21 protein-coding genes and 1 tRNA gene are annotated in these 22,787 nt (G+C 71.2%); 7 read left to right on the forward strand and 15 right to left on the reverse strand.

The window, feature by feature from the left end:
* Positions 1-396 precede the first annotated feature (396 nt).
* Positions 397-2,361 carry an acetate--CoA ligase gene (gene acs / locus RL72_RS03990; RefSeq protein WP_045249525.1) on the forward strand — a complete coding sequence of 655 codons (1,965 nt, stop codon included), beginning with the start codon at positions 397-399 and terminating at the stop codon, positions 2,359-2,361.
* Positions 2,362-2,427: 66 nt separating this feature from the next.
* Here acs and RL72_RS03995 read toward each other — a convergent pair whose 3' ends face one another.
* Entirely contained in the window at positions 2,428-2,886 is a 459-nt protein-coding gene (locus RL72_RS03995) for a RidA family protein (protein WP_045249526.1), read from the reverse strand.
* Positions 2,883-3,107, reverse strand: coding sequence for a Sp36 family protein (sp36, locus tag RL72_RS04000; RefSeq protein WP_045249527.1), 225 nt, complete (start codon positions 3,105-3,107; stop codon positions 2,883-2,885). The genes RL72_RS03995 and sp36 overlap by 4 nt, the downstream gene beginning before the upstream one ends.
* A gap of 74 nt (positions 3,108-3,181) precedes the next feature.
* Here sp36 and RL72_RS04005 point away from each other — a divergent pair, with 74 nt between their 5' ends.
* Genes RL72_RS04005 through RL72_RS04015 form a run of 3 tightly spaced genes read left to right on the forward strand, consistent with a single transcriptional unit; the run spans position 3,182 to position 7,427 of the window.
* Entirely contained in the window at positions 3,182-5,833 is a 2,652-nt protein-coding gene (locus RL72_RS04005) for a penicillin-binding protein (protein WP_045249528.1), read from the forward strand.
* Positions 5,830-6,765, forward strand: a complete 936-nt coding sequence (locus tag RL72_RS04010; RefSeq protein ID WP_045249529.1) for a metallophosphoesterase — start codon at positions 5,830-5,832, stop codon at positions 6,763-6,765. The genes RL72_RS04005 and RL72_RS04010 overlap by 4 nt, the downstream gene beginning before the upstream one ends.
* A gap of 5 nt (positions 6,766-6,770) precedes the next feature.
* Positions 6,771-7,427 carry a Pr6Pr family membrane protein gene (locus RL72_RS04015; RefSeq protein WP_248700366.1) on the forward strand — a complete coding sequence of 219 codons (657 nt, stop codon included), beginning with the start codon at positions 6,771-6,773 and terminating at the stop codon, positions 7,425-7,427.
* A gap of 82 nt (positions 7,428-7,509) precedes the next feature.
* On the opposite strand, the gene RL72_RS04020 is transcribed toward RL72_RS04015, so the two are convergent.
* Positions 7,510-7,586: transfer RNA gene (locus tag RL72_RS04020), tRNA-Pro, on the reverse strand.
* 143 nt (positions 7,587-7,729) lie between these two features.
* Between RL72_RS04020 and RL72_RS04025 the strand changes: the two genes are divergently transcribed.
* A complete protein-coding gene (locus RL72_RS04025; protein WP_045249531.1) occupies positions 7,730-8,512 on the forward strand; it encodes an HAD-IIB family hydrolase in 783 nt (260 codons plus the stop codon).
* A 16-nt stretch (positions 8,513-8,528) separates the two neighbouring features.
* Here the strand turns inward: RL72_RS04025 and RL72_RS04030 are convergent, their stop codons facing one another.
* From RL72_RS04030 to RL72_RS04070, 9 genes are all read right to left on the reverse strand, one after another.
* Positions 8,529-9,377, reverse strand: a complete 849-nt coding sequence (locus RL72_RS04030; protein ID WP_045249532.1) for an alpha/beta hydrolase fold domain-containing protein — start codon at positions 9,375-9,377, stop codon at positions 8,529-8,531.
* Positions 9,374-10,657: an alpha-hydroxy acid oxidase gene (locus RL72_RS04035; protein ID WP_045249533.1), complete on the reverse strand. Its 1,284-nt coding sequence runs from the start codon at positions 10,655-10,657 to the stop codon at positions 9,374-9,376. Before RL72_RS04035 ends, RL72_RS04030 begins: the two co-directional genes overlap by 4 nt.
* A 16-nt stretch (positions 10,658-10,673) precedes the next feature.
* Positions 10,674-11,399 carry a FadR/GntR family transcriptional regulator gene (locus RL72_RS04040; protein WP_045249534.1) on the reverse strand — a complete coding sequence of 242 codons (726 nt, stop codon included), beginning with the start codon at positions 11,397-11,399 and terminating at the stop codon, positions 10,674-10,676.
* Positions 11,400-11,461: 62 nt separating this feature from the next.
* Positions 11,462-12,082, reverse strand: coding sequence for a thymidine kinase (locus tag RL72_RS04045; RefSeq protein WP_045249535.1), 621 nt, complete (start codon positions 12,080-12,082; stop codon positions 11,462-11,464).
* Positions 12,083-12,091: 9 nt separating this feature from the next.
* Positions 12,092-13,552, reverse strand: coding sequence for a malate dehydrogenase (quinone) (gene mqo, locus RL72_RS04050; protein ID WP_045249536.1), 1,461 nt, complete (start codon positions 13,550-13,552; stop codon positions 12,092-12,094).
* Between the two features lie 128 nt (positions 13,553-13,680).
* The gene (locus RL72_RS04055) at positions 13,681-14,745 is read right to left on the reverse strand and encodes an aspartate-semialdehyde dehydrogenase (protein WP_045249537.1); all 1,065 of its coding nucleotides are present in this window, start codon (positions 14,743-14,745) and stop codon (positions 13,681-13,683) included.
* A 164-nt stretch (positions 14,746-14,909) separates the two neighbouring features.
* The gene (locus RL72_RS04060; protein ID WP_045249538.1) at positions 14,910-16,196 is read right to left on the reverse strand and encodes an aspartate kinase; all 1,287 of its coding nucleotides are present in this window, start codon (positions 16,194-16,196) and stop codon (positions 14,910-14,912) included.
* Positions 16,197-16,322: 126 nt separating this feature from the next.
* Complete coding sequence (locus RL72_RS04065; protein WP_045249539.1) at positions 16,323-16,940, reverse strand: response regulator; 618 nt, start codon at positions 16,938-16,940, stop codon at positions 16,323-16,325.
* A complete protein-coding gene (locus tag RL72_RS04070; RefSeq protein WP_082072047.1) occupies positions 16,937-18,184 on the reverse strand; it encodes a sensor histidine kinase in 1,248 nt (415 codons plus the stop codon). The genes RL72_RS04065 and RL72_RS04070 overlap by 4 nt, the downstream gene beginning before the upstream one ends.
* A gap of 96 nt (positions 18,185-18,280) precedes the next feature.
* Here RL72_RS04070 and RL72_RS04075 point away from each other — a divergent pair, with 96 nt between their 5' ends.
* Positions 18,281-18,754, forward strand: a complete 474-nt coding sequence (locus RL72_RS04075) for a DUF2871 domain-containing protein (RefSeq protein ID WP_045249547.1) — start codon at positions 18,281-18,283, stop codon at positions 18,752-18,754.
* Here RL72_RS04075 and RL72_RS04080 read toward each other — a convergent pair.
* The 3 genes from RL72_RS04080 to RL72_RS04090 are packed head-to-tail and all read right to left on the reverse strand — an operon-like array spanning position 18,720 to position 21,293.
* Complete coding sequence (locus RL72_RS04080; RefSeq protein ID WP_248700367.1) at positions 18,720-19,730, reverse strand: DMT family transporter; 1,011 nt, start codon at positions 19,728-19,730, stop codon at positions 18,720-18,722. The genes RL72_RS04075 and RL72_RS04080 overlap by 35 nt on opposite strands.
* Positions 19,727-20,320 (reverse strand): recombination mediator RecR, encoded by a 594-nt coding sequence (gene recR / locus RL72_RS04085; protein ID WP_045249540.1) that lies wholly within the window; start codon positions 20,318-20,320, stop codon positions 19,727-19,729. The genes RL72_RS04080 and recR overlap by 4 nt, the downstream gene beginning before the upstream one ends.
* A 22-nt stretch (positions 20,321-20,342) precedes the next feature.
* Positions 20,343-21,293 (reverse strand): hypothetical protein, encoded by a 951-nt coding sequence (locus tag RL72_RS04090; protein WP_045249541.1) that lies wholly within the window; start codon positions 21,291-21,293, stop codon positions 20,343-20,345.
* A gap of 225 nt (positions 21,294-21,518) precedes the next feature.
* Here RL72_RS04090 and RL72_RS04095 point away from each other — a divergent pair.
* A partial coding sequence (locus RL72_RS04095) for a DNA polymerase III subunit gamma and tau (protein ID WP_156156692.1) occupies positions 21,519-22,787 on the forward strand: 1,269 nt, incomplete at its 3' end.

A 22,787-nucleotide genomic window follows, 5' to 3' on the forward strand; every position in this document is an offset into this window, starting at 1 on the left:
CACCGAAGCTAGGCAGCCGTCGGGCGGCATGGAGCGGGGTGCCTGCTTCCCGTGCAGAAGTCCCGGTGCGCGCCGGCTGTGCAGGAGACGCGCGGCGCACGGACGCCTGGACAGAGACGCCCGCACACAGACGGCCGGACGCAGAAGAGGGCGGCATCCCACGGGGGGAATAGGATGCCGCCCAGCCGCGGCGGACGGAGGGGGGCCGTCGCTGCCACGGGAAAGCCGGATTCGAATGATCGGCCGTCGGACAGTGTACGTCTGAAAAGAGACCGAACAAAACGAGAGGCGCTACCGACTTCCGGCGGTATTGAGGGACGATGGGCACGGCTAGATTCACCGGTGTCGCAGCCCCATGCCGCGACGCACACCCGCCGCAAAGGAGCGCCCCCACGCATGAGCAGCCAGATCGATCACGTCTTCGACGAGACCCGTGTGTTCCCGCCCTCTCCGGAGTTCGCCGCAGCCGCCGTCGCGCAGCCCGAGATCTACTCCGAGGCGGCCACCGATCGTGAGGCGTTCTGGGCCGAGCAGGCCCGTGAGCTGCACTGGCACACGCCGTTCACGCAGGTGCTGGACTGGACCACCCCGCCGTTCGCGAAGTGGTTCGCCGACGGCGAGCTCAACGTCGCGTACAACTGCCTCGACCGCCACGTCGAGGCCGGCGACGGCGACCGTGTCGCCCTGCTCTGGGAGGGCGAGCCGGGCGACGAGCGTCGCATCACCTACGCCGAGCTCACCGACGAGGTCAAGCGTCTCGCCAACGTGCTGGAAGGGCTCGGCGTCGGACACGGCGACCGCGTCGCGATCTACCTCCCGATGATCCCGGAGGCCGTCGCCTCGATGCTCGCCGTGGCGCGCATCGGCGCGATCCACTCCGTGGTCTTCGGCGGTTTCAGCGCCGACAGCCTGCGCTCGCGCATCGACGACGCCGGCGCGAAGGTCGTGATCACCGCCGACGGCGGCTACCGCAAGGGCAAGGCCTCGCCGCTGAAGCCGACGGTCGACCAGGCGCTCGCAGACCGCGGCGAGGGCGAGCAGAACACCGTCGAGCACGTCCTCGTCGTGAAGAGGTGCGAGAACGAGATCGACTGGGACGACGAGCGCGACGTCTGGTACCACGACGCGGTCTCGGCAGCGTCCGATGCGCACGACGCGCAGGCGTTCCCCGCCGAGAACCCGCTGTTCATCCTCTACACCTCCGGCACCACCGGAAAGCCCAAGGGCATCCTGCACACCTCGGGCGGCTACCTCACGCAGGCGTCGTACACGCACCGCGTGGTGTTCGACCTCAAGCCGGAGACCGACGTCTACTGGTGCACCGCCGATATCGGCTGGGTCACCGGCCACTCCTACGTCGCCTACGGACCGCTCGCGAACGGCGCCACCCAGGTGATGTACGAGGGCACGCCGGAGACGCCGCAGCAGGGGCGCTGGTGGGACATCATCCAGAAGTACGGGGTGACCACGCTCTACACCGCACCGACCGCGATCCGCTCGTTCATGAAGCTCGGCCGCGAGATCCCCCAGCGGTACGACCTCTCCTCCCTGCGCCTGCTCGGATCCGTCGGCGAGCCGATCAACCCGGAGGCGTGGATCTGGTACCGCGACGTGATCGGCGGCGGGAGCGCTCCGATCGTCGACACCTGGTGGCAGACCGAGACGGGGGCGATCATGGCCTCCCCGCTGCCCGGGATCACCGCGACCAAGCCGGGCTCCGCGCAGGTGGCCCTGCCCGGGATCTCGATCGACGTGGTCGACGACGACGGCAATTCCGTGGGCGTCGGCGGCGGCGGGCTGCTCGCGATCACGCAGCCGTGGCCGAGCATGCTGCGCGGCATCTGGGGCGACCCGGAACGGTTCGTGGAGACCTACTGGGAGAAGTTCGCCACGCACGGGTACTACTTCGCCGGAGACGGGGCGCGCTTCGACGAGGACGGCGATCTGTGGCTGCTCGGGCGGGTCGACGACGTGATGAACGTGTCCGGCCACCGCCTGTCCACGGCGGAGATCGAGTCGGCGCTGGTCGCGCACGAGGCCACCGCCGAGGCGGCCGTCGTCGGCGCCTCGGACGAGACCACGGGCCAGGCCGTCGTCGCGTTCGTGATCATCAAGGAGAGCTACCTGAAGGCGCACTCCCCCGAGGGGCTGGCACTGCAGCTGCGGGGCTGGGTCGGCGAGCAGATCGGCCCGATCGCCCGGCCCCGGGACGTGTACATCGTGGGCGAGCTGCCCAAGACCCGCTCCGGGAAGATCATGCGCCGGCTCCTGCGCGACGTCGCCGAAGGCCGCGAGGTCGGCGACACCACGACGCTCGCCGACACGGCGGTCATGAGCGTGATCTCGGCCCAGGTCAAGTAGGTCCCCGGATCCGCACGAAAGAGGCGCCCCTCCGATCGGAGGGGCGCCTCTTTCGCTGTGCAGGACTCAGGCGAGCGTGAAGACGACCTCGACCTCGACGGGAGCGTCCAGGGGCAGCACGGCCACGCCCACGGCGGCACGGGCGTGCTTGCCCGCGTCGCCGAAGATCTCGCCGAGCACCTCGCTCGCACCGTTGATCACGCCGGGCTGGCCGGAGAACGCCGGGTCGGACGCCACGAACCCGCCCACGCGCAGCACGCCGCCGAGCCGATCGACCCCGCCCGCCGCGTCGGCGGCCGCCGCCAGGGCGTTCAGCGCGCAGAGCCGCGCGAGGCCCTTCGCGTCCTCCGCCGGCACCTCGGCGCCGACCTTGCCGGTCGCGGGAAGGGACCCCGACACGAACGGGAGCTGTCCCGAGGTGTACACGAGGCCGGAGTGGACCCGGGCCGGCACATACGCGGCCACCGGCGCGGCGACCGCGGGCAGCTCGATGCCGAGCTCGGCGAGGCGGGAACTGATGGTCATGCGTTGTCTCCTTCGAACTGACGTGCGGCCTCCGCGGCGGCGCCGAGACCGGTGTTGGCGGCGGCGTCGCCGCCGACCGGGCGCTTCAGGTATGCGACGAGCCCACCCTCGGGCCCGGTGACGACCTGCACGAGCTCCCACCCCTGCTTGCCCCAGTTGTTCAGGATCGCGGCGGTGTTGTGGATCAGCAGCGGCGTGGTGAGGTATTCCCACGTGGTCATGGCTCTCCCGGAGGGTGGGACGCGCTCGGGCGCGTCAAAGTTTGCGTTCAGGGAACTCCCCTACGATCAAGCGTATGCCTCAGACCAAACGCACGCTCACCGGTGTGCTCGGCGGCCTGGCCGGCCTCGTCGGTCTCAGCGTCGTCGCCGGTGTGCTCGTGACGGCCGCCGTCACGCCGGTGTTCGCCGTGACCGGCGCGACCGCCGCACAGTCGATCGACCTCTTCGAGGGCCTGCCCTCCAACCTGAAGGTCGACCGCCCGATGCAGCCGACGACGATCTACGCCAAGGACGCGAACGGCAACGACCAGGTCATGGCGCGGTTCTACGACCAGAACCGGGTGCCGGTCAAGTACGACCAGGTCGCCCCGGTGCTGTACGACGCGCTGCTGGCGAGCGAGGACAAGAACTTCTACTCGCACGGCGGCATCGACATCACCGGCACGCTCAAGGCGATCGTCGGCAACGTGACGGGATCCGCGACCAACGGCGGATCCTCGATCAGCCAGCAGTACGTCAAGAACGTGCTGCTGCAGGAGTGCGAGAAGGGCGTCCCCCTCTCCGACAAGAAGCGCGACGACAAGCTGAACCAGTGCTGGGTCGACGCGGCCTCCGCCGTCGGATCCAAGGGCATCGCGCGCAAGCTGCAGGAGATCCGCTACGCCACCGCGATCGAGAAGCAGTATTCCAAGAACGACATCCTCATCGGGTACCTCAACCTGGTGAACTTCGGCGGCACGACGTACGGCATCGAGGCCGCGGCGCAGCGGTACTTCAGCGTCTCCGCGTCGCAGCTGAACGCCGTGCAGGCCGCCACCCTGGTCGGCATGGTGCAGAACCCCAACGCCTTCCGCATCGACCTGCCCGGCGGCACGTACGACTGCGACAAGGACGGCAAGAACTGCAAGAACGGGCAGGCCGACGGCTACCACGACACCATGGTGCGCCGGAACTACGTGCTCAGCCGCATGGAGTTCCTGGGCAAGATCACCAAGGCCGAGTTCGAGGCCGACAAGGCGCAGCCGATCACGCCCGTGATCAAGACGCCGACGTCGGGCTGCGCCGATGCGGGCGACAACGCCTACTTCTGCAAGTACGTCCAGGCGACGCTCGAGGGCGATCCGTCGCTCGACTCGGCGCTCGGCCCGCAGAAGGATCGGGCCGACAAGCTGCTGCGCGGCGGCCTGAACGTCTACACGACGCTTTCCCCGGCGATGCAGGGCGCCGCCGTGCAGGCCATGCACGACTACACCACGCCGACCATCGACGGCATGGACTTCGGCGCCGCAGCGGTGAACCTCGACCCGAAGACGGGCAGGATCCTCGCCCTCGCGCAGAACACCGTCTTCAACGAGGCGCAGGACGCGCCTCCCGGGCAGACCGGCATCGTCTACGCGGCCGACCAGGCGCACGGCGGCGGGATCGGCTTCTCCGTCGGATCGACGTACAAGGTGTTCACGCTCCTCGACTGGCTCGAGAAGGGTCACTCCCTGCGTGAGTCCGTGGACGGCAACCTCAAGAAGATGACGTTCAAGTGCGGCACCAGCACGATGACGGCGGACACCGGCGAGATCGGCAACTTCCAGAACCAGCGCGGGTTCACCGGAACCCCGATGGAGTTCACCAGGCTGTCGCTGAACAGCGGGTTCCTCGGCATGGCCTCGAAGCTGGACCTCTGCGACATCAACGATCTCGCCGCCCGCATGGGCGTGCACCTCGGCACCGAGTACAAGGGCAAGATGGTCCCGGTCAACAACCGCGAGAACGTCACCGATGACGAGGGGAACATCCTGGCGTCCGCGCCGGCGCCGTTCGACGTCCTCGGCTCGAAGAACATCGCGCCCCTGGACATGGCGGCGGTCTACGCCGCGATCGCCAACAACGGCACGCGCTGCGACCCGCACGCGATCGACAAGATCACCGGCCCCGACGGCGCCGACATCCCGCTCGCGCCGACCACGTGCACCGAGGTCATCAAGCCGGAGATCGCCGCCGGCGCCGCGTACGCGCTCCAGGGAGTGATGAACAGCGGCGGTACGGGCTCCCAGGCGAACCCGTTCGACGGCACCCCGCTGATCGGCAAGACCGGTTCGCACAACAACGCGCAGACGATGCTCATGTCCTCCTCGACGACCTCCACCACCGGTGTCTGGGTCGGTCAGGCGAGCGGCGATGTCAACATCAACGACTTCTCCACGCAGGACATCGGCGTCCCCAACATCCGGTACCCCCTGAGCAGGGCGATCCTCAGCGCAGCCGACTCGCTGTTCCCGGGCGGGTCCTTCCCCGACCCGGTGCAGAGCCAGCTCAAGCAGTCGTACACGAACCTGCCCAGTGTCGTCGGCATGACGGTCGACCAGGCCACGCAGACGCTCGAGGGCGCCGGGTTCTCGGTCTCCGTGGGCGCCCCCGTGCAGAGCAACCTGCCCACGGATCAGGTGGCGCAGCAGGATCCGGGTCCGGGTCAGGTCGTCACCGGCAGCACCATCACGATCAGCCCGAGCAACGGGCAGGGCGCCACGGTGCCGAACGTGGTGGGCAAGACGATGGGCGATGCCGCGACCGCGCTGCAGCAGGCCGGCTTCCAGGCGGTGAAGGGCGCGTGCACGCCCGGCAACGGCGACGACTCCGGCACGGTGTCCGCGACGAGCCCTGCAGCCGGCACGGCCGCACCCAAGGGCTCCTCGGTCACGCTCAACTACGTGAAGAAGAACTGCCAGGGATGACCTCGTCTCGCACCACCTGCTCGGCCCTCATCGCACTCGGTGCGGTGGGGGCCGCCGGTGTCGCGGCCGCCACCTGGGGCATCGGCATCGAGCGCTATCTGTTCACCCTGCGCCACGCCACGGCGCGGGCCCTGCCGCCGGGAACCCGCCCGCTGCGGATCCTGCACGTCTCTGATGCGCATATGGCGCCCTGGCAGCACCGCAAGCAGCGCTGGCTCGCCTCGCTGGCAGAGCTCCGGCCCGACCTGGTCGTGAACACCGGCGACAATCTCGGTCATGAGGACGGACTCGACGGCGTCCGCGCCGCGTTCGCCCCGTTCGCCGGAACGCCGGGCGTCTTCGTGCACGGATCCAACGACAAGTACGCGCCGTCGCCGCGCAACCCGTTCCGCTACTTCATGGGCCCCTCGGCGCGATCGATCACCGCTCCGAAGCTCGACACCGAGGCTCTGGACGCCTACTTCACGGATGAGCTGGGCTGGACGGATCTGGACAACACCGCCGCCTCGCTGACCGTCGCGGGCGAGCGCATCGACCTGTTCGGCGTCGACGACGCGCACCGCGACTGGGACGAGCTCGACGCGCTCCCCGCGGCGATCGACGCGCTCGGCCCGCGCCCGGCCGGCGTTCCCGTACTGGGCGTGACGCACGCGCCCTACCAGCGCGTGCTGAACGCGTTCACCGATCTCGGCGCGGATGCGATCCTGGGCGGCCACACGCACGGCGGTCAGGTCTGCGTCCCCGGCTTCGGCGCGATCGTGGCGAATTGCGACATCCCGCTGAAGCAGGCGAAGGGTCTCAGCACCTGGTCGCACGCCGGTCGCGCCGTCCCTCTGAACGTGAGCGCCGGGTGCGGGCACTCCATCTACGCGCCGATCCGGTTCGCCTGCCGGCCCGAGGCCACGCTGCTCACGCTGCTGCCGCGGACCTGAGCGACGTGCGCCCCGACGCCCCGGAGCACACCCGGCCGGCCGCAGCACGCGTCGTGGGCGGAAGCCGGGTGCTCGTCGGCGTCGCCGTGCTCGTGATCCTGATGTACACGTACGCGATCGGCGGCGAGGCGCACGGATACAACCCCTTCGACTACTTCGGCTACTTCACCAACCTGACGGGCCTGCTCACGGCGATCGTGCTCATGATCTGCGGCACCCTCGGCCTGATCGGTCGTCGTGCGACTCGCTGGCTCACGCCGGCTCGTGCCGTCGTCACCGCGTGCATGCTGATCGTCGCCGTGATCTACAACGCTCTGGTGCCGGGGACCGGATCCGCCCCCGTCTGGGTCAGCGTCACGCTCCACGCCGTCCTGCCCGCTCTGACGTCGTTGGACTGGCTGCTGATCGGGGACCGTCGACGCCTGCCCTGGTCCCGCCTGTGGGTGCTCGCTCCGTATCCCCTGCTGTGGCTCGTCGTCGTCCTCGTGCGTGGGGCGACCGACGGGTGGGTGCCCTACGGCTTCCTGCTCCCCGAGCGCGGCGCGATCGCGATGGTGCTCACCGTCCTCGGGCTGCTCGGCGCGCTCACCGCAGCCGGCGCCCTCGTGTGGACGGCGAGTCGTTTCCCCGGCGTCGTGCTGCGGCGCGATGCGGGACGCTGACGGATCACAGGCGAGCGGCGCATGAAGCGTCGCCGGAGACGACGAGAGGGACCGACCCGGTGGTCGGTCCCTCTCGTCGTGCTGGTCGGGGTGACAGGATTTGAACCTGCGGCCTCTTCGTCCCGAACGAAGCGCGCTACCAAGCTGCGCCACACCCCGTGGCAACCGTTCAAGTCTATACGGACAGGAGCACGGGAGCGAATCGAGGCGGAACCCGCGCGTGGCGCGCCCCGCGGTCGCCGGATCAGGGCGCCGCCCGCCCCGGGCTGTCCCCCAGCCGCCTCCCGTATCCTGGAGACGCTATGACGACGCCACGCCTGGTCGCGTTCGACCTCGACGACACTCTCGCCGCCTCCAAGGCCGCGATCGAGCCCCGCATCGCCGACCTCCTCCTCGGTCTCGCCGAGCGCGTCGAGGTGGCGATCATCTCCGGCGGCAACGAGGAGCAGTTCCGCACCCAGGTCGTGGCCCGGCTCGGCGCGGCCGACACCGCTGTCCTGCAGCGCATCCATCTGCTGCCCACGTGCGGCACCCGCTACCTCCGCCACGACGGAACCGGGTTCTCCCTGGTCTACGCCCGCGATCTCAGCCCCGCGCAGAAGGCCGCCGCGCTCACCGCCCTCGAGGAGGAGGCGCGTCGACTCGGCCTCTGGGAGAGCGAGACCTGGGGGCCCATCCTCGAGGACCGCGGATCGCAGATCACCTTCTCGGCGCTCGGCCAGCGGGCGCCGCACGACGTCAAGAAGGCGTGGGATCCGGACGGCTCCCGGCGCGCCGCTCTCCGCGACGCCGTCGCTCCGCGCGTACCCGACCTCGAGGTCCGCTCGGGCGGATCCACGTCGATCGACATCACCCGGGCGGGGATCGACAAGGCCTACGGCATGACCGAGCTCGCCGAGCGCACCGGCATCCCGTTCGGCGAGATGCTGTTCTACGGCGACCGCCTCGACGAGGGCGGCAACGACTACCCGGTGAAGGCCCTCGGTGTGCCGTGCGTCGCGGTCGACGGCTGGGAGGACACCGCAGAGCACCTGGACGCCCTCCTGCCGACCCTGGGCGCCCCGGCGCCCACCGCAGCATCCTGACAGCGCTGCAGGAGCCTCAGCCGAGCGCCAGGATCCGCTCCGCGTAGCGCGCGATCGACCTCGACGCCGCGGCCTCCTCCGGCCGGTTGAGGTAGCCGTGGGTGGCCCCCGGCTCGATGGACACGTCGATCGGCACCCCGGCCTCGGCGAGCGTCCGTGCGAACGCCTCCCCCGAGACGCGCAGCTCGTCGACCTCCGCATTGATCATGATGACGGGCGGGAAGCCGGCGAGCTCGCCCCCGACGGCGAGACCCGGCGCGGCAGACGACGTCGCCTGTTCTGCGGGTGCGTCCAGGTAGTTCTCATACAGGGCCCGCACGGCATCCGGTCCGAACACGTCCGCGGCGGGATCCGCGTCGAGGGCGGCGCGCAGCTCGGGATCCGGTGCCGGCTGGACGGCGAGCAGTGTGGGATAGGCGAGCAGCGCGAGCGCCGGTGCGATCCCGCCCTCCGCCACGAGGCGCAGGGTCGCGGCCGCCGCCAGGTTGCCCCCGGCGCTCGTGCCGCCGATCGCCCACGGCCCGGCGGCACCCCCCGACGCCGTCGCCCAGCGGAACGCGGCCACGACGTCGTCGACGGGCACGGGGTGGCGGAACCCGCTCCGGCCCTCGCGCCCGGCGGCGTCCGCCATCGGCGGCGCGAGCCGGTAGTCCACCGAGAGCACGGTGATCCCCCGCGCCGCGAACGAGCGCGCGACCCAGTCGGCCTCGGGCATGTCGAGGTCGCCCGCCCAGAAGCCCCCGCCATGTAGCCAGACCAGTCCGGGACCGGCAGGATCCACGGGCGTGTAGGCGCGGGCGGGGATGGCGCCGTGCGGTCCCGGGATCTCCTGCGCGGCGATCCGCACCGCCTCGTCCCGGCTCATCGCGCGGCGAGCTCCGCGGCGGCCGGGTCGACCGGCACCATGCGGGTGAGCTGCGTGACGTGACGCGGCTCGAGCTCGGCGAGCGAGGAGACGCCGAGCAGGCGCATCGTGCGCTCGATCTCGCTGCGCAGGATCGCGATCGTGCGGTCGACGCCGCGACGCCCCCCGGCCATCAGACCGTAGAGATAGGCCCGGCCGATCAGCGCGAAGTCCGCGCCCAGCGCGACCGACGCGACGATGTCCGCGCCGTTCATGATGCCCGTGTCGACCATGACGGTGAAGTCGTCCCCGACCGCTCGACGCACGTGCGGCAGCAGGTGGAACGGGATGGGGGCGCGGTCGAGCTGTCGGCCGCCGTGGTTGGAGAGCACCACCCCGTCGACGCCGTGCGTGTCCTTGAGCCGCACCGCGTCGTCGACCGTCTGCACGCCCTTCACGATGAGCTTGCCGGGCCAGATCTCCCGAATAACCGCGAGGTCCTCATAGGAGATGGTGGGATCCATGGCCGCGTCGAGCAGCTCGCCGACCGTGCCGCCGGTCGTCGACAGCGACGCGAACTCGAGCTTGGGCGTGGTGAGGAAGTCGATCCACCACCACGGCCGCGGAATCGCGTTGACGATCGTGCCGAGCGTCAGCTGCGGCGGGATCGAGAAGCCGTTGCGCTTGTCCCGCAGCCGGGCGCCGGCGACCGGAGTGTCGACCGTGAACATGAGCGTGTCGAAGCCCGCCTCGGCCGCACGCCGGGCAAGGCCGTACGAGATCTCGCGATCGCGCATGACGTAGAGCTGGAACCAGTTCCTCCCGGGAGTCGGCCCCTGAGGCTCTCGAAGGGTGGTCGCCTTGACGTCCTCGATCGAGGTGGTGCCGAGCGTGGACAGCGTGAACGGGATCCCCGCGGCGGCCGCGGCGCCCGCGCCCGCCACCTCCCCCTCGGTGTGCATGAGACGGGTGAACCCGGTCGGGGCGATGCCGAACGGCAGGGCGCTGGATCCGCCGAGCACCGTGGTCGAGGTGTCGAGGTCGGGCGCGGGCGCGAGGATGCCGGGGTGGAACTCCACGTCCTCGAACGCCTGCCGGGCCCGCGCGAGCGAGAGCTCGCCCTCCGCCGCGCCGTCGGTGTAGTCGAAGGCGGCCTTGGGGGTGCGCCGCTTCGCGATCGTGCGCAGGTCGGAGATCGTCAGGGCGCCCTCGAGGCGGCGCTTGGTGCCGTCGAGCTCGGGAGCCTTGAACTTCATGAGCTCGAAGATCTCAACGGGATTCGGGAGCTGTCGCTGCACCATGGCGTGGTCCTTCCGGTCAGGCGGGGGCGTCGCCCGCGCGGGCGAGGTCGGTGGCGGCGTAGTAGCCGGTGATGTGGTCGCGCACGAGGGCGGCCGCCGCGTCGGCGCGGCCGTCGTCGATCGCGCGGACGAGGTCGCGGTGCTCGGCGCGGAGCCGGTCGGCCATCCGCGGCCAGTCCCGGATCCCGGCGGATCCGGAGAGCACGTACGACTCGATGCTGTCGCGCAGCCCCGTCATCATCGCGGCGACGACGGTGTTGCCGCTCGCCTCCGCCAGGGCCAGGTGCAGTTGGGCGTCGAGAGCGAGGAAGTCCGCGGCGTCCAGCTCCGCGTCCATGGCGTCGAGGATCCGGTGCGCCGTGGCGGTGTCGCGCCGCCCGGTCGCCAGCGCCGCCACGACCGCCTGCTCCAGGATGAGGCGGGTGCCGACCACATCGGCGATCGGGAAGCCCTGGGCGGCCACCTGGAGCCGCAGCAGGGCCGACAGGCCTCCCCCGGGCGCGGCGATGACGATCGCGCCCGCCTGCGGTCCGGATCCGGTCGAGGTGCGGATGAGCCCCATCACCTCGAGCACCCGGATGGCCTCGCGGACGCTGGAACGGCCGACGCCCAGCTCGGCGGCGAGATCACGCTCGCTGGGCAGGCGGTCGCCCGGGCCGAGGTCGCCGTCGAGGAGGCGCTGCTCGACGTGCAGCAGCACCGCGCGCCAGGTGCGCGCGGGCACGTCGCTGAGGTCGGGCATGGGGCCTCCTGTGGTCAGACCACAGCCTAAGGCGTGTGGTCAGACCACGCAAGCACAATGCATCAGCCGAGGCGGCCGCCGGACTCCTCGAGATAGCAGTGGCCGCAGAGCGACTCGTAGGTGACGGCTCCCTGAGCCTGCCGAAGGGCGCCGTCGATCGCGACCTGGTCGCCGTCGAACACGAACCGGTCGCCGATCCTGCGTCCGTTGAAGACCGCCTTGCGGCCGCAGCGGCAGATGGTCTTGAGCTCTTCCAGCGTGTGGGCGATCGCCAGCAGCCGTCCGGATCCCGGGAAGGCGTGGGTGAGGAAGTCGTTGCGGATGCCGTAGGCGAGCACCGGGATGTCATCCTCGACCGCGATGCGGAACAGGTCGTCGATCTGCCCCGGCTCGAGGAACTGCGCCTCGTCGACGAGCAGGCAGGCGATGTCGGATCCGTCGCTGCGCGCCTTCTCCCGCTCCTGCTGGAACAGGGTCCGCGCGCCCTCCCCCGCGGCGATCAGGAAGTCGACCTCACGGGTCATCCCCAGCCGGCTCTCGATCTGGCTCGCGCCCTTGGTGTCGATCGCCGGCTTGGCGAGCAGGACCCGCTGCCCCCGCTCCTCGTAGTTGTACGCCGCCTGCAGCAGCGCCGTGGACTTGCCGGAGTTCATCGCTCCGTAGCGGAAGTACAGCTTGGCCACGGGGCGCGATCAGGCCGTGAGGTCGAGCGTCTTCGCGGTGGCCCCCATCGACGCCGCGGCGTCGGCCGGCGAGTCGTTGAGCTTCTCGCCGAGCGTGGGGATCAGCTTCTGCAGCGCGGGCTCCCACGCGCCGAACTGCTCCGGGAAGCACCGCTGCAGCACGTCGAGCATCACCGGGACGGCCGTCGACGCGCCCGGGGAGGCGCCCAGCAGTCCGGCGATGGTGCCGTCCGCGGCCGCGACGACCTCGGTGCCGAACTGCAGCTTGCCGCCCTTCATGACCTGCGCGCGCTGACCGGCCTGGAGCAGCTCCCAGTCGCCGTCCTGAGCCGTCGGCATGAACTCGCGCAGGGTCGCGACCTTGCGGTGGTGCGTCTTCAGCAGCTCGCTGACGAGGTACTTGATCAGGTCGAAGTTGGTGAAGGCGACCTTGAGCATGCTGCCCAGGTTGTGCGCGCGCACCTGGGTGACGATGTCGAGCATCCCGCCCTGCTTCAGGAACTTCGGGCTGAACGTCGCGAACGGGCCGAACAGCAGGCTCGTCTCACCGTCGACGACGCGGGTGTCGAGGTGCGGCACCGACATCGGCGGCGCGCCGACCGGGGCCTGCGAGTAGACCTTCGCCTTGTGCTTCGCGACGATCGCGGGGTTCGAGGTCTTCAGCCACTGACCGCCGATCGGGAAGCAGCCGTAGCCGCGGATCTCGGAGATCCCGGAGCCCTGCAGCAGCTTGAGCGCCCAGCCGCCGGCGCCGACGAACACGAACTTCGCGTTGAGCTCGCCCGGGGTGTGCCCGATCGCGTTGCGGTAGCGGACGTTCCAGCTGCCGTCCTTCTGCTTCTTGAGCTTGCGGACCTCGTGGTTGCGCAGCAGCGTGAAGTTCTCGCTCTCGGCGAGGTGGTCGAACAGCTGGCGGGTGAGGGATCCGAAGTCGACGTCCGTGCCGCTGGGCACACGGGTCGCGGCGAACGGTTCGCCCTTGCGGCGGTGCTCCATCAGCAGCGGCGCCCACTGGTTGATGACGCGGGAGTCCTCGCTGAACTCGATCCCCGCGAACAGCGGCTGCTCCTTGAGGATCTCGTAGCGGCGGCGCAGGTAGTCGACGTCCTTCTGCCCGCGCACGAAGGTCATGTGCGGCGTGGAGTTGATGAACGTGGTGGGCGCGTCGAGCACGCCGCGGTCGACGAGCGTCGACCACAGCTGGCGGCTGAGCTGGAACTGCTCGTTGATGCCGATCGCCTTGCCGGGGTCGAGCGAGCCGTCCTTGCCCTCGGGCATGTAGTTGAGCTCGCACAGGGCGGCGTGTCCCGTGCCCGCGTTGTTCCACGCGTTCGAGCTCTCCTCCGCGACGTCACCCAGCCGCTCGAAGGCGACGACCTTCCAGTCGGGCTGCAGTTCGCGGAGCAGTGTTCCGAGGGTGGCGCTCATGATGCCACCGCCGATGAGGACGACGTCGACGGATTCAGTCACTCGAACAGTCTAGTTCGCCGAACGAGTGCTCCTCTTCGCCGTGTCGGCCATCCGGCGACGCCCTTTCGCCGACGCGGAGATCACGGCGACGCGGGCGCCCCGCGACTCGGGCGTGCGGCGCTCGCGACTCAGGCGTGCAGGCGCTCCGCGACCAGCTCCGCCACCTGCACCGCGTTCAGCGCGGCGCCCTTGCGCAGGTTGTCGTTGCTGATGAACAGCACGAGTCCCTTGCCCTCGGGGGCGGACTGGTCGGCACGGATCCGGCCGACGTAGCTCGGGTCCTTGCCCGCCGCGTAGAGCGGGGTGGGCACCTCCTCGACCACCACGCCGGGGGCGGCGGCGAGCACCTCGTAGGCGCGCTCCGGCGTGATGCCGTCGGCGAACTCGGCGTTGATCGACAGCGAGTGCCCGGTGAACACCGGCACGCGCACGCACGTGCCCGCCACACGCAGGTCCGGGAGGCCGAGGATCTTGCGGCTCTCGTTGCGGAGCTTCTTCTCCTCGTCCGTCTCGTTCAGCCCGTCGTCGACGACGGATCCGGCGAGCGGGATCACGTCGAACGCGATCGGGGCGACGTACTTCTCGGGCTGCGGGAAGTCGAGCGCCGAGCCGTCGTGCACGAGTCGCAGCGTGTCGCCCTGGGCGAGCACCCCCTCGACCTGACCGAGCAGCTCCTGCGCCCCGGCGAGGCCGGATCCGCTCACCGCCTGGTAGGTCGAGACGATGAGTCGCTCGAGTCCCGCTTCGGCGTGCAGCGCCTTCAGCACCGGCATCGCCGCCATGGTGGTGCAGTTGGGGTTCGCGATGATGCCCTTGGGGGTCTCTGCGATCGCCTCGGGGTTGACCTCGCTGACCACGAGGGGCACCTCGGGATCCATCCGCCAGGCGCTCGAGTTGTCCACGACGATCGCCCCCGCGGCGGCGAAGCGCGGCGCGTAGGCGCGGCTCGCGGTGGCGCCGGCCGAGAACAGGGCGATCTCGACGCCGGCCGGGTCGGCCGTCTCGACGTCCTCGACGATCACGGAGACGCCGCCGAAGTCGATCGCGCTGCCCGCGGAGCGGGCGGACGCGAACAGGCGGAGCTCACGGATCGGGAAGGAGCGCTCCGCGAGGATGTCGCGCATGACGGTGCCCACCTGGCCGGTGGCGCCGACGATGGCGACGGAGAATCCTGAGTCGGAGATGCGGGTCATGGGGATGCTGTTCCTCGGCTTGGTGCCGCGACAGGGCGGCGGACGAGGCGAAGGCGCGGACCGCCGGGTACGACGGAGCTTTCCGCGCCTGGCGCCGGTGTCAGGGTTTGGGCGATTCTATCGGTTCCGCGAGCACGCGGTGCTCGCGCCCCGGTCCGTCGCGGTCAGCGGCCGGTGCCGGCGGCGACGACGGCTTCGACCTCGCCGTCCAGGCCGTAGGCGGCGTGCACGACGCGAGCGGCCTCGGCCAGCTCGTCGCCGCGCACCACGACCGAGATCCGGATCTCGGACGTGGAGATCATCTCGAGGTTCACGCCGGCGGTCGACAGCGCCTCGAACAGGATCGCGGAGACTCCCGAGTGCGTGCGCATGCCGGCGCCGACGACCGAGAGCTTGCCGATCTGGTCGTCGTGCAGCAGGCTCTCGAAGCCGACCTCGGCCTGCTCGGCGGCGAGCGCCTTGAGCGCCGCCGTGGCGTCCGACTTGGGGAGGGTGAAGGAGATGTCGGTGCGGCCGGTGGACGCGGCCGACACGTTCTGCACGATCATGTCGACGTTGGCGCCGGACTTCGCCACGATCTTGAAGATCTCGGCGGCCTTGCCCGGCACGTCGGGCACGCCCGCGACGGTGACCTTGGCCTGGCTGAGGTCGGTGGCGACACCGGCGACGATGGGCTCTTCCATGGCTTCTCCCTGGGATTCGCGAGGGTTCTTCATGCCCTCGCCGAGAACGTACGTGCCCTCGTTCGCCGTGAAGGTCGAACGGGCGTGGATGAGGACGCCGTGCCGCCGCGCGTACTCGACCGCGCGGATGTAGAGCACCTTGGCGCCGTTCGCGGCGAGCTCCAGCATCTCCTCGCTCGAGACCTGCGAGAGCTTGTGCGCGAGGGGGACCACACGCGGATCCGCCGTGAAGATGCCGTCGACGTCGCTGTAGATCTCGCAGACGTCGGCGTCGAGCGCGGCGGCGAGGGCGACCGCGGTCGTGTCGGATCCGCCGCGGCCGAGCGTGGTGATGTCCTGGGTGTCGTCGTTGATCCCCTGGAAGCCGGCGACGATGACGATCGCGCCCTCGTCGAGCGCCTCACGCAGGCGGGTCGGGGTGACCTCGACGATGCGGGCGGAGCCGTGCCGGCTGTCGGTGCGCATGCCGGCCTGCGGACCGGTGAAGGAGCGCGCGTCGAAGCCCATCGAGTGGATCGCCATCGCGAGCAGCGCCATCGAGATGCGCTCTCCGCTGGAGAGCAGCATGTCGAGCTCGCGGGGCGCCGGGATCGGCGCGACCTGGGCTGCGAGGTCCAGCAGCTCGTCGGTGGTGTCACCCATGGCGCTCACGGCGACGACCACGTCGTGGCCGGCACGGCGGGTGTCGACGATGCGCTTCGCGACGCGCTTGATGCTCTCTGCGTCGGCGACGGACGAGCCGCCGTACTTCTGCACGATGAGGGCCACGGATCACTCCTGGGGGATGCCGGGCGCCGGAGTCGGCGCACCAGAGGTCATTCTACGAGCGGCCTCCATGCCCCAACCGGTATGTGACGACCGGGCGGTAAGGACCGCCGCCCCCCACGCTCCCGGTCAGAGCAGGCCGCGCCGACGGGCCTCCGAGACGGCGCCGGTGCGGCTGTCGGCGGAGAGCTTGTCGAGCAGGTGCACGATGTGGGTCTTCACGGTGGCCTCCGCGACGAACAGCCGCGTGGCGATCTCGCGATTGCTGAGCCCCTCGGCGACCAGGGCCAGCACCTCCTGCTCCCGGCTCGTGAGCTCGACGCGGGGTGCGCGCAGCGCGGCCACCAGCCGCTCGTCGCCGCCGGGCGTCGGCACGGCCGCGCCCGCGGCGGCGTCGACGATCGCCCGTGAGATGACCTCGATGCCCACCTCCTTGAGCAGGTAGCCGGCGGCTCCCGCCTCGACCGCCCGCACGATCTGCGCATCGTGGTCGAACGTCGTGAGGATCAGCACGGCCGGCGGATGCGGCAGCGCCCGCAGCGCGGCGGTCGTCGCCACCCCGTCCATCCCCTCCCCCAGCCGCAGGTCGCAGAGCACCACGTCCGGCCGGAGTTCGCGCGTCGCGTCGACGGCCTCCTCGCCGGTGCCCACCTCGGCGAGCACCTCGAACCCCCGGGCCTCGACCACCGCACGGATCCCGGCGCGCACGATCGGGTGGTCGTCGACGATGATCAGCCGCACGCTCATACGGACTCCGTCCTCTCGTCCGGCACGGTGCCCGCCGCACCCGCCAGCGAGCCCGGCGCGACGACGCCGCGCGGCAGCACCGCGTCGATCGTCGTGCCGGCACCCGGGGCGGAGCGCACGGTCAGCTCTCCCCCGCCCTCGCGCAGCCGCGAGCGCATCGCCGCCAGCCCGTAGGACGCATCGGACGGGCGGACGTCGGGGTCGAACCCGACACCGTCGTCCTGCACGCGGAGCCGCACGGACGCCTCGTCGGCCTCCAGCAGGACCACGACGTGCTGCGCCCGCGCGTGCCGGCGCACGTTCGCGAGCGCCGACTGCGCGACGCGCAGCAGCGCGACCTCCGTGGGCGTGGCGAGGGCGGGCAGATCCGGGGCCACCTCGAGCCGCACCGCGACGCCGGTTTCGTCGTGCAGGGCGTCGAGCATCCGGTCCAGGGCCGCCGCGAGCGCCGACTCGTCGAGATCCGCGGGGGCGAGAGCCGCGACGATGCGCCGCAGCTCCGTCAGGGAGTGCTGTGCGAGCTGTTCGATCTGCGCGGTCCGGTCGGGTCGCGGCCCTTCGACGGCGGGATCCGTCCTCGCGAGCATCACGATCGTGCTGAGCTCCTGGGCGATCGTGTCGTGCAGGTCGCGCGCCAGCCTCGTGCGCTCGCGCGTGGCTCCGGCCTCGCGCTGCGTGGCCGCCAGCTCGTCGTGCAGTTGCGCGGCCTCGTGCTGGGCGCGCAGCAGGGAGTCGATGAGGCGCTCGCGTTCGACCGCGTCCCGGAGCATCGCGTCGTAGCCCAGCGACACCGCGAACGCGAACCCGCCGCCGATGAGCGGACCGATCAGGTGCGCGAGCGACGTGCCCGGCTGCACCGTGCCGGGATGCAGCCACGGCGCGGCGATCGACGCCGCGAGCACGACCACCACGAACACCGGGGACCACGGCAGGCGCAGCACATGCCCGGCGAGCAGCAGGAGCGGGAAGGCCAGCCAGACGAACTCCGGCGACAGGGCGAGCATCCCGATCCAGATCGCCAGCAGGCCGAGCATCCACCACCCCGCGGCGCGCTTGTGCGCGAAGCCCGCCCCCGCGCCGTACCAGGCCAGGTACACGGCCGCGGCGAGCAGCACCGGCAGCAGCTCGCCCTCGACGGCGGCGCGCGCGGTCGTGACGACCACGAGCACCACCGTGATCAGGTGCAAGGCGAAGCGGGCCCCGCGCAGCATCCGCCGACGGGCGGAGGCCGGTGCAGTCGTCATGCTCCGATTCTCCCCCGTCGGGGCCCGGATCCCGCCGCGTCAGGATCGATCCTTCGATGGATCCGGAAAACCTCGAAGGAGAGGAAGGTGGAGATCATGACCTCCTCATCCGACCTCACCGCCCCGGCCCTCGCCGCGCCCGCGCAGCGCCGTGCCCTCTCCCAGCTCTTCGTCGCGACCGTGACCTGGATCGCGCTCGGCCTGGTCGCAGGGCTCTTCTACCGCGAGTTCACGAAGGCGCAGGGCTTTCCGAACGGGTTCAGCGGTCAGCTCGCCCTCGTCCACACGCACCTGCTGGCGCTCGGGGCACTCGTCACCCTGATCGTGCTCGCCCTGGAGAAGCTGTTCGCCCTCTCCGCGAGCCGCCTGTTCCGCTGGTTCTTCTGGATCTACAACGCCGGAGTGCTGCTCACCGCGGCGATGATGACCTGGCACGGCATCCTCGACGTGCAGAAGGTGGAGGCGTCCAAGGCGATCTCCGGGATCGCCGGCGCCGGGCACATCCTCATCGGCGCCGGTTTCGTGCTGCTGCTGATCAGTCTGTGGAAGGGGATCCGCCGGGCGTCCTGACCTCCGGCGGCGCGGCGGGGCCGGAGGCGGGAGGCTCCGCCGGCGGCACCGGCTCGGCCGTGAGCTCCACGGCGGTCTCGTCGATCGCCGCCTTCGGCCGCAGCCGGCCGCCCGTGCCCGCGAACCAGCATCCGATGATCACCAGCGGGAACCCGACGAGCAGGCCGACGGTGAGCGGCTCGGCCAGCACGATCGCGCCGAGGATGATCGCGATCACGGGGTTGACGTAGGTGAACAGCGGCGCGCGCACCGGACCGACCTCCTTGATGAGCGCGAAGAAGGCGAGGAACGCGATCGCGGTGCAGATCACGCCGAGCGCGACCAGCGCCGCGATCGAGGGGATCGTCGGCACCCTGTGCTGTGTGAGCAGAGCGACCGGGAGGTAGAGGATCCCGATGAACAGCAGGGCGAGCGTGATCGTGCCGATCGAAGGCACGTGGGTGAGCTTGCGGGCGACGATGAACGGCGCGGTCGCATAGAGCACGGCGACGAGCAGCACCTCCGCGGCGGCGAGGAGGTCGACCTTGCCTCCGGTGAGGCCGGGGCCCGCCACCACGACGCCGACGCCGACGAATCCGACGAGCAGGCCGATCAGACGAGCCGGACGCAGCACGCCGCGGTCGCCGCCGCCCAGCGCGATGAGTGCGGCGAAGAGCGGCACCGTGGCGACGAGGAGCCCGGTCAGCCCCGAGGGCAGCGACTGCTCCGCGTGGCCGAGCAGCAGGAAGGGCCCGGCCATCTCGATGAGACCGAATGCCAGCACCCACGGCCACAGCTTCCACGCGGCCCTGAGCGCGCCGCTGCGGATCGCGAACGGCAGCAGCAGGAGGGCCGCGATGAGCGTGCGGCCCGCCACCATCGCGGGCGGCGAGAACGACTCGACGACCACGCTGATGAGCAGATAGGGCACGCCCCAGAGCAGGCACATGGCTCCGAAGAGCAGCCAGCCGCGGCGGCTGAACCCGGCGGCGCTCACAGGACGCGCCGGCCCTCGAACGCTCGGCCGAGGGTCACCTCGTCGGCGTACTCCAGGTCGCCGCCCACCGGCAGGCCGGAGGCGAGCCGCGAGACGGTGATCTGCATGCTCGTGAGCAGACGGCTGAGGTAGCTCGCCGTGGCCTCGCCCTCGAGGTTCGGGTTCGTGGCGAGGATGACCTCCTGCACCGTTCCGTCGGCGAGCCTCGTCATCAGCTGGGCGATACGCAGATCGTCGGGGCCGACCCCGGCGATCGGGCTGATCGCGCCGCCGAGCACGTGGTAGAGCCCGCGGAACTCACGGGTGCGCTCGATCGCGGCCACGTCCTTCGCATCCTCCACGACGCAGATGAGCGCGGCGTTGCGACGCGGATCGCGGCAGATCGCGCAGCGCTCCTGCTCGGCGACGTTGCCGCAGATCTCGCAGAACCGCACGCGCTCGCGCACCTCCGTGAGCAGCTCGGCGAGCCGCTTCACGTCGAAGGAGGGCGTCTGCAGGATGTGGAACGCGATGCGCTGGGCGGACTTCGGCCCGATGCCCGGCAGACGGCCGAACTCGTCGATCAGTTCCTGGACGATGCCGTCGTACATCTCGGGGTCCCTTGGTCAGTCGTCACTGGAATCTGGTCTGCGGCTCGTACGGCTCTTCCCGCAGGAAGGTGGCGCCGAGCACCTGTCGCACCACGGCCTCGCCGTAGCGCTGCACACCGGGCGGGCCGGAGCGCGGAGCGCGGTCGGCGACCGCCGGTGCGGCCGCGGGCCGGGCCTTCGGATCGGGCCGTGCCGCCGCATCGGCCCGGGGGGCCGTGTCGGGGCGCGCGGCCGTGGTCGCAGGATCGGCCCCGGCTCGCTCGACGGGGCTCTGCACCGCGGCCATCGCCGGCTGGGGCGTACGACCGTGCGCATCCGGATCCTCGTCCGGTGCGGGCGCGTCGGCGTCGTCGGGGAACGGGGGCTCGTCGTCCAGGACGTCGCCGTCGTGCCCCGGTTCGTACCAGCCGGACGCCGGCATCGCCTCGACGTCGGCGGGCTCCTCGTCGACGGGGAACTGCCCGACCCGCGACTCCGCCGTGGGCGCGGCGGGCGCCGGGGCTTCCGGCGCCGGCTCGGGGTCGCCCTGCGGGATCGCGGCGACCGCCCACTCGGTGACGGGCGCGGACGCGGGATGCGGCGCCGCCTTCGATGCGGCGGCGCGAGGGGCTTCCGCACGGGAGCCGGTCGCTGCGGCGGCATCGGATCCGCGCTCCTCGCGCTCGGCGCGACCGTGGTCCGAGGGGCGCGGGGCCTTCCCGCTCTCGGCTAAGTTCCTCTCGGCGCCGGACGGATCCGATGCCGGCAGCGGCGCAGGCAGATACTTCACCGTGACGGAGAGCTCGCCCTCGATCGCGGTGCGCAGATGATCGGAGGGACCGCTGCCCGGTGTCGTGCCCTTGAATCGCGCGACGTCGTTCGGGCCGGGGAATCCGAGCGTGAGCACGTCGGAGGCGGCGTCGTAGGCGAGCGGCTGCACGGCGGTGACCACCAGCCAGGATCCACGGCTGATCTTCTCGAGGCGCGTGAGCACGGCGGGCCATGCGGCGCGGATGCGCTCGATGTCGATCGGACCGGCGGCAGGCGACGACTCGGCCGTGGATGCGGATCCGGTCGCCTGCCGCCACCTGCGTCATGGTCCCACCTCCGCTTCCAGGGTACGTCCGTCCGCGGCTCCGCGGCAGGGGTGCGAGGAGCCCCGGCGGCGGGCTGCACGGCTCCCGGTCCGAATGTCGCGGGCACGCTCTAGGCTTGTCGGGTGAGCACAGCCCTGTACCGCCGCTACCGGCCCGAGAACTTCGGGGAGATGATCGGGCAGTCGCAGGTGACCGATCCGCTCATGACCGCGCTGCGCAGCGACCGCGTGGGCCACGCCTATCTGTTCTCGGGGCCGCGCGGGTGCGGCAAGACGACGTCCGCGCGCATCCTGGCGCGCTGCCTCAACTGCGCCGAGGGGCCGACCGACACCCCCTGCGGCGTCTGCCCGAGCTGCGTCGAGCTCTCCCGCAACGGCGGCGGATCCCTCGACGTCGTCGAGATCGACGCCGCCAGCCACAACGGCGTCGACGACGCCCGCGACCTGCGCGAGCGCGCCACCTTCGCGCCCAGCCGCGACCGGTTCAAGATCTTCATCCTCGACGAGGCGCACATGGTCACGCCGCAGGGCTTCAACGCCCTGCTCAAGCTCGTCGAAGAGCCGCCGCCGCACATCAAGTTCATCTTCGCCACGACGGAGCCCGAGAAGGTGCTGGGCACGATCCGCTCCCGCACCCATCACTACCCGTTCCGGCTGGTGCCGCCCGCGGCGATGCTCGAGTACGTCGAGAAGCTCTGCGCAGAGGAAGGCGTGACGGTCGCGCAGGGCGTGCTGCCGCTCGTCGTGCGCGCCGGCGGCGGATCCCCGCGAGACACCCTCTCCCTCCTCGACCAGCTCATCGCCGGCTCCGACCCTTCGAATGCCTCGGGGGCCGTGGAAGTGGCCTACGAGCGCGCCGTCGCGCTGCTCGGGTACACGCACTCCGCGCTGCTCGACGAGATCGTGGACGCGCTCGCCGCGGGCGATGCGGCGGCCGCCTTCCCCGCGGTCGACCGGGTGGTGCAGACCGGGCAGGATCCGCGTCGCTTCGTGGACGATCTGCTGGAGCGCTTGAGAGACCTCATCGTGATCGCCGCCGTCGGCGACGCGGCCTCGGCGGTGCTGCGCGGCGTCCCCGAGGACGAGCTCGCCCGCATGCGCACGCAGGCCGCGGTGTTCGGCGGCCCGCGCCTGTCGCGGGCGGCCGACCTGGTGAGCTCCGCGCTCGACGACATGACCGGTGCGACGTCACCGCGCCTGCACCTCGAACTGCTCGTGGCCCGGGTGCTCACCGCGCTCGCCGGCGGTGGGGAGAGCCTCCCGGCTCCGGCCGCGGCAGCACCGGCGTCCGCGGCGAACGGTTCGCCCTTGCGGCGGTGCTCCATCAGCAGCGGCGCCCACTGGTTGATGACGCGGGAGTCCTCGCTGAACTCGATCCCCGCGAACAGCGGC

Origin of the sequence: Microbacterium azadirachtae (assembly GCF_000956545.1) — a bacterium.
GTDB lineage: Bacteria > Actinomycetota > Actinomycetes > Actinomycetales > Microbacteriaceae > Microbacterium > Microbacterium azadirachtae.

Bases quoted from the DNA above. Each gene is read 5' to 3' on its own strand.
- acs (WP_045249525.1), top strand. From the start codon at position 397: ATGAGCAGCCAGATCGATCACGTCTTCGACGAGACCCGTGTGTTCCCG.
- RL72_RS03995 (WP_045249526.1), bottom strand. From the start codon at position 2,886: ATGACCATCAGTTCCCGCCTCGCCGAGCTCGGCATCGAGCTGCCCGCG.
- sp36 (WP_045249527.1), bottom strand. From the start codon at position 3,107: ATGACCACGTGGGAATACCTCACCACGCCGCTGCTGATCCACAACACC.
- RL72_RS04005 (WP_045249528.1), top strand. From the start codon at position 3,182: ATGCCTCAGACCAAACGCACGCTCACCGGTGTGCTCGGCGGCCTGGCC.
- RL72_RS04010 (WP_045249529.1), top strand. From the start codon at position 5,830: ATGACCTCGTCTCGCACCACCTGCTCGGCCCTCATCGCACTCGGTGCG.
- RL72_RS04025 (WP_045249531.1), top strand. From the start codon at position 7,730: ATGACGACGCCACGCCTGGTCGCGTTCGACCTCGACGACACTCTCGCC.
- RL72_RS04030 (WP_045249532.1), bottom strand. From the start codon at position 9,377: ATGAGCCGGGACGAGGCGGTGCGGATCGCCGCGCAGGAGATCCCGGGA.
- RL72_RS04035 (WP_045249533.1), bottom strand. From the start codon at position 10,657: ATGGTGCAGCGACAGCTCCCGAATCCCGTTGAGATCTTCGAGCTCATG.
- RL72_RS04040 (WP_045249534.1), bottom strand. From the start codon at position 11,399: ATGCCCGACCTCAGCGACGTGCCCGCGCGCACCTGGCGCGCGGTGCTG.
- RL72_RS04055 (WP_045249537.1), bottom strand. From the start codon at position 14,745: ATGACCCGCATCTCCGACTCAGGATTCTCCGTCGCCATCGTCGGCGCC.
- RL72_RS04065 (WP_045249539.1), bottom strand. From the start codon at position 16,940: ATGAGCGTGCGGCTGATCATCGTCGACGACCACCCGATCGTGCGCGCC.
- RL72_RS04070 (WP_082072047.1), bottom strand. From the start codon at position 18,184: ATGACGACTGCACCGGCCTCCGCCCGTCGGCGGATGCTGCGCGGGGCC.
- RL72_RS04075 (WP_045249547.1), top strand. From the start codon at position 18,281: ATGACCTCCTCATCCGACCTCACCGCCCCGGCCCTCGCCGCGCCCGCG.
- recR (WP_045249540.1), bottom strand. From the start codon at position 20,320: ATGTACGACGGCATCGTCCAGGAACTGATCGACGAGTTCGGCCGTCTG.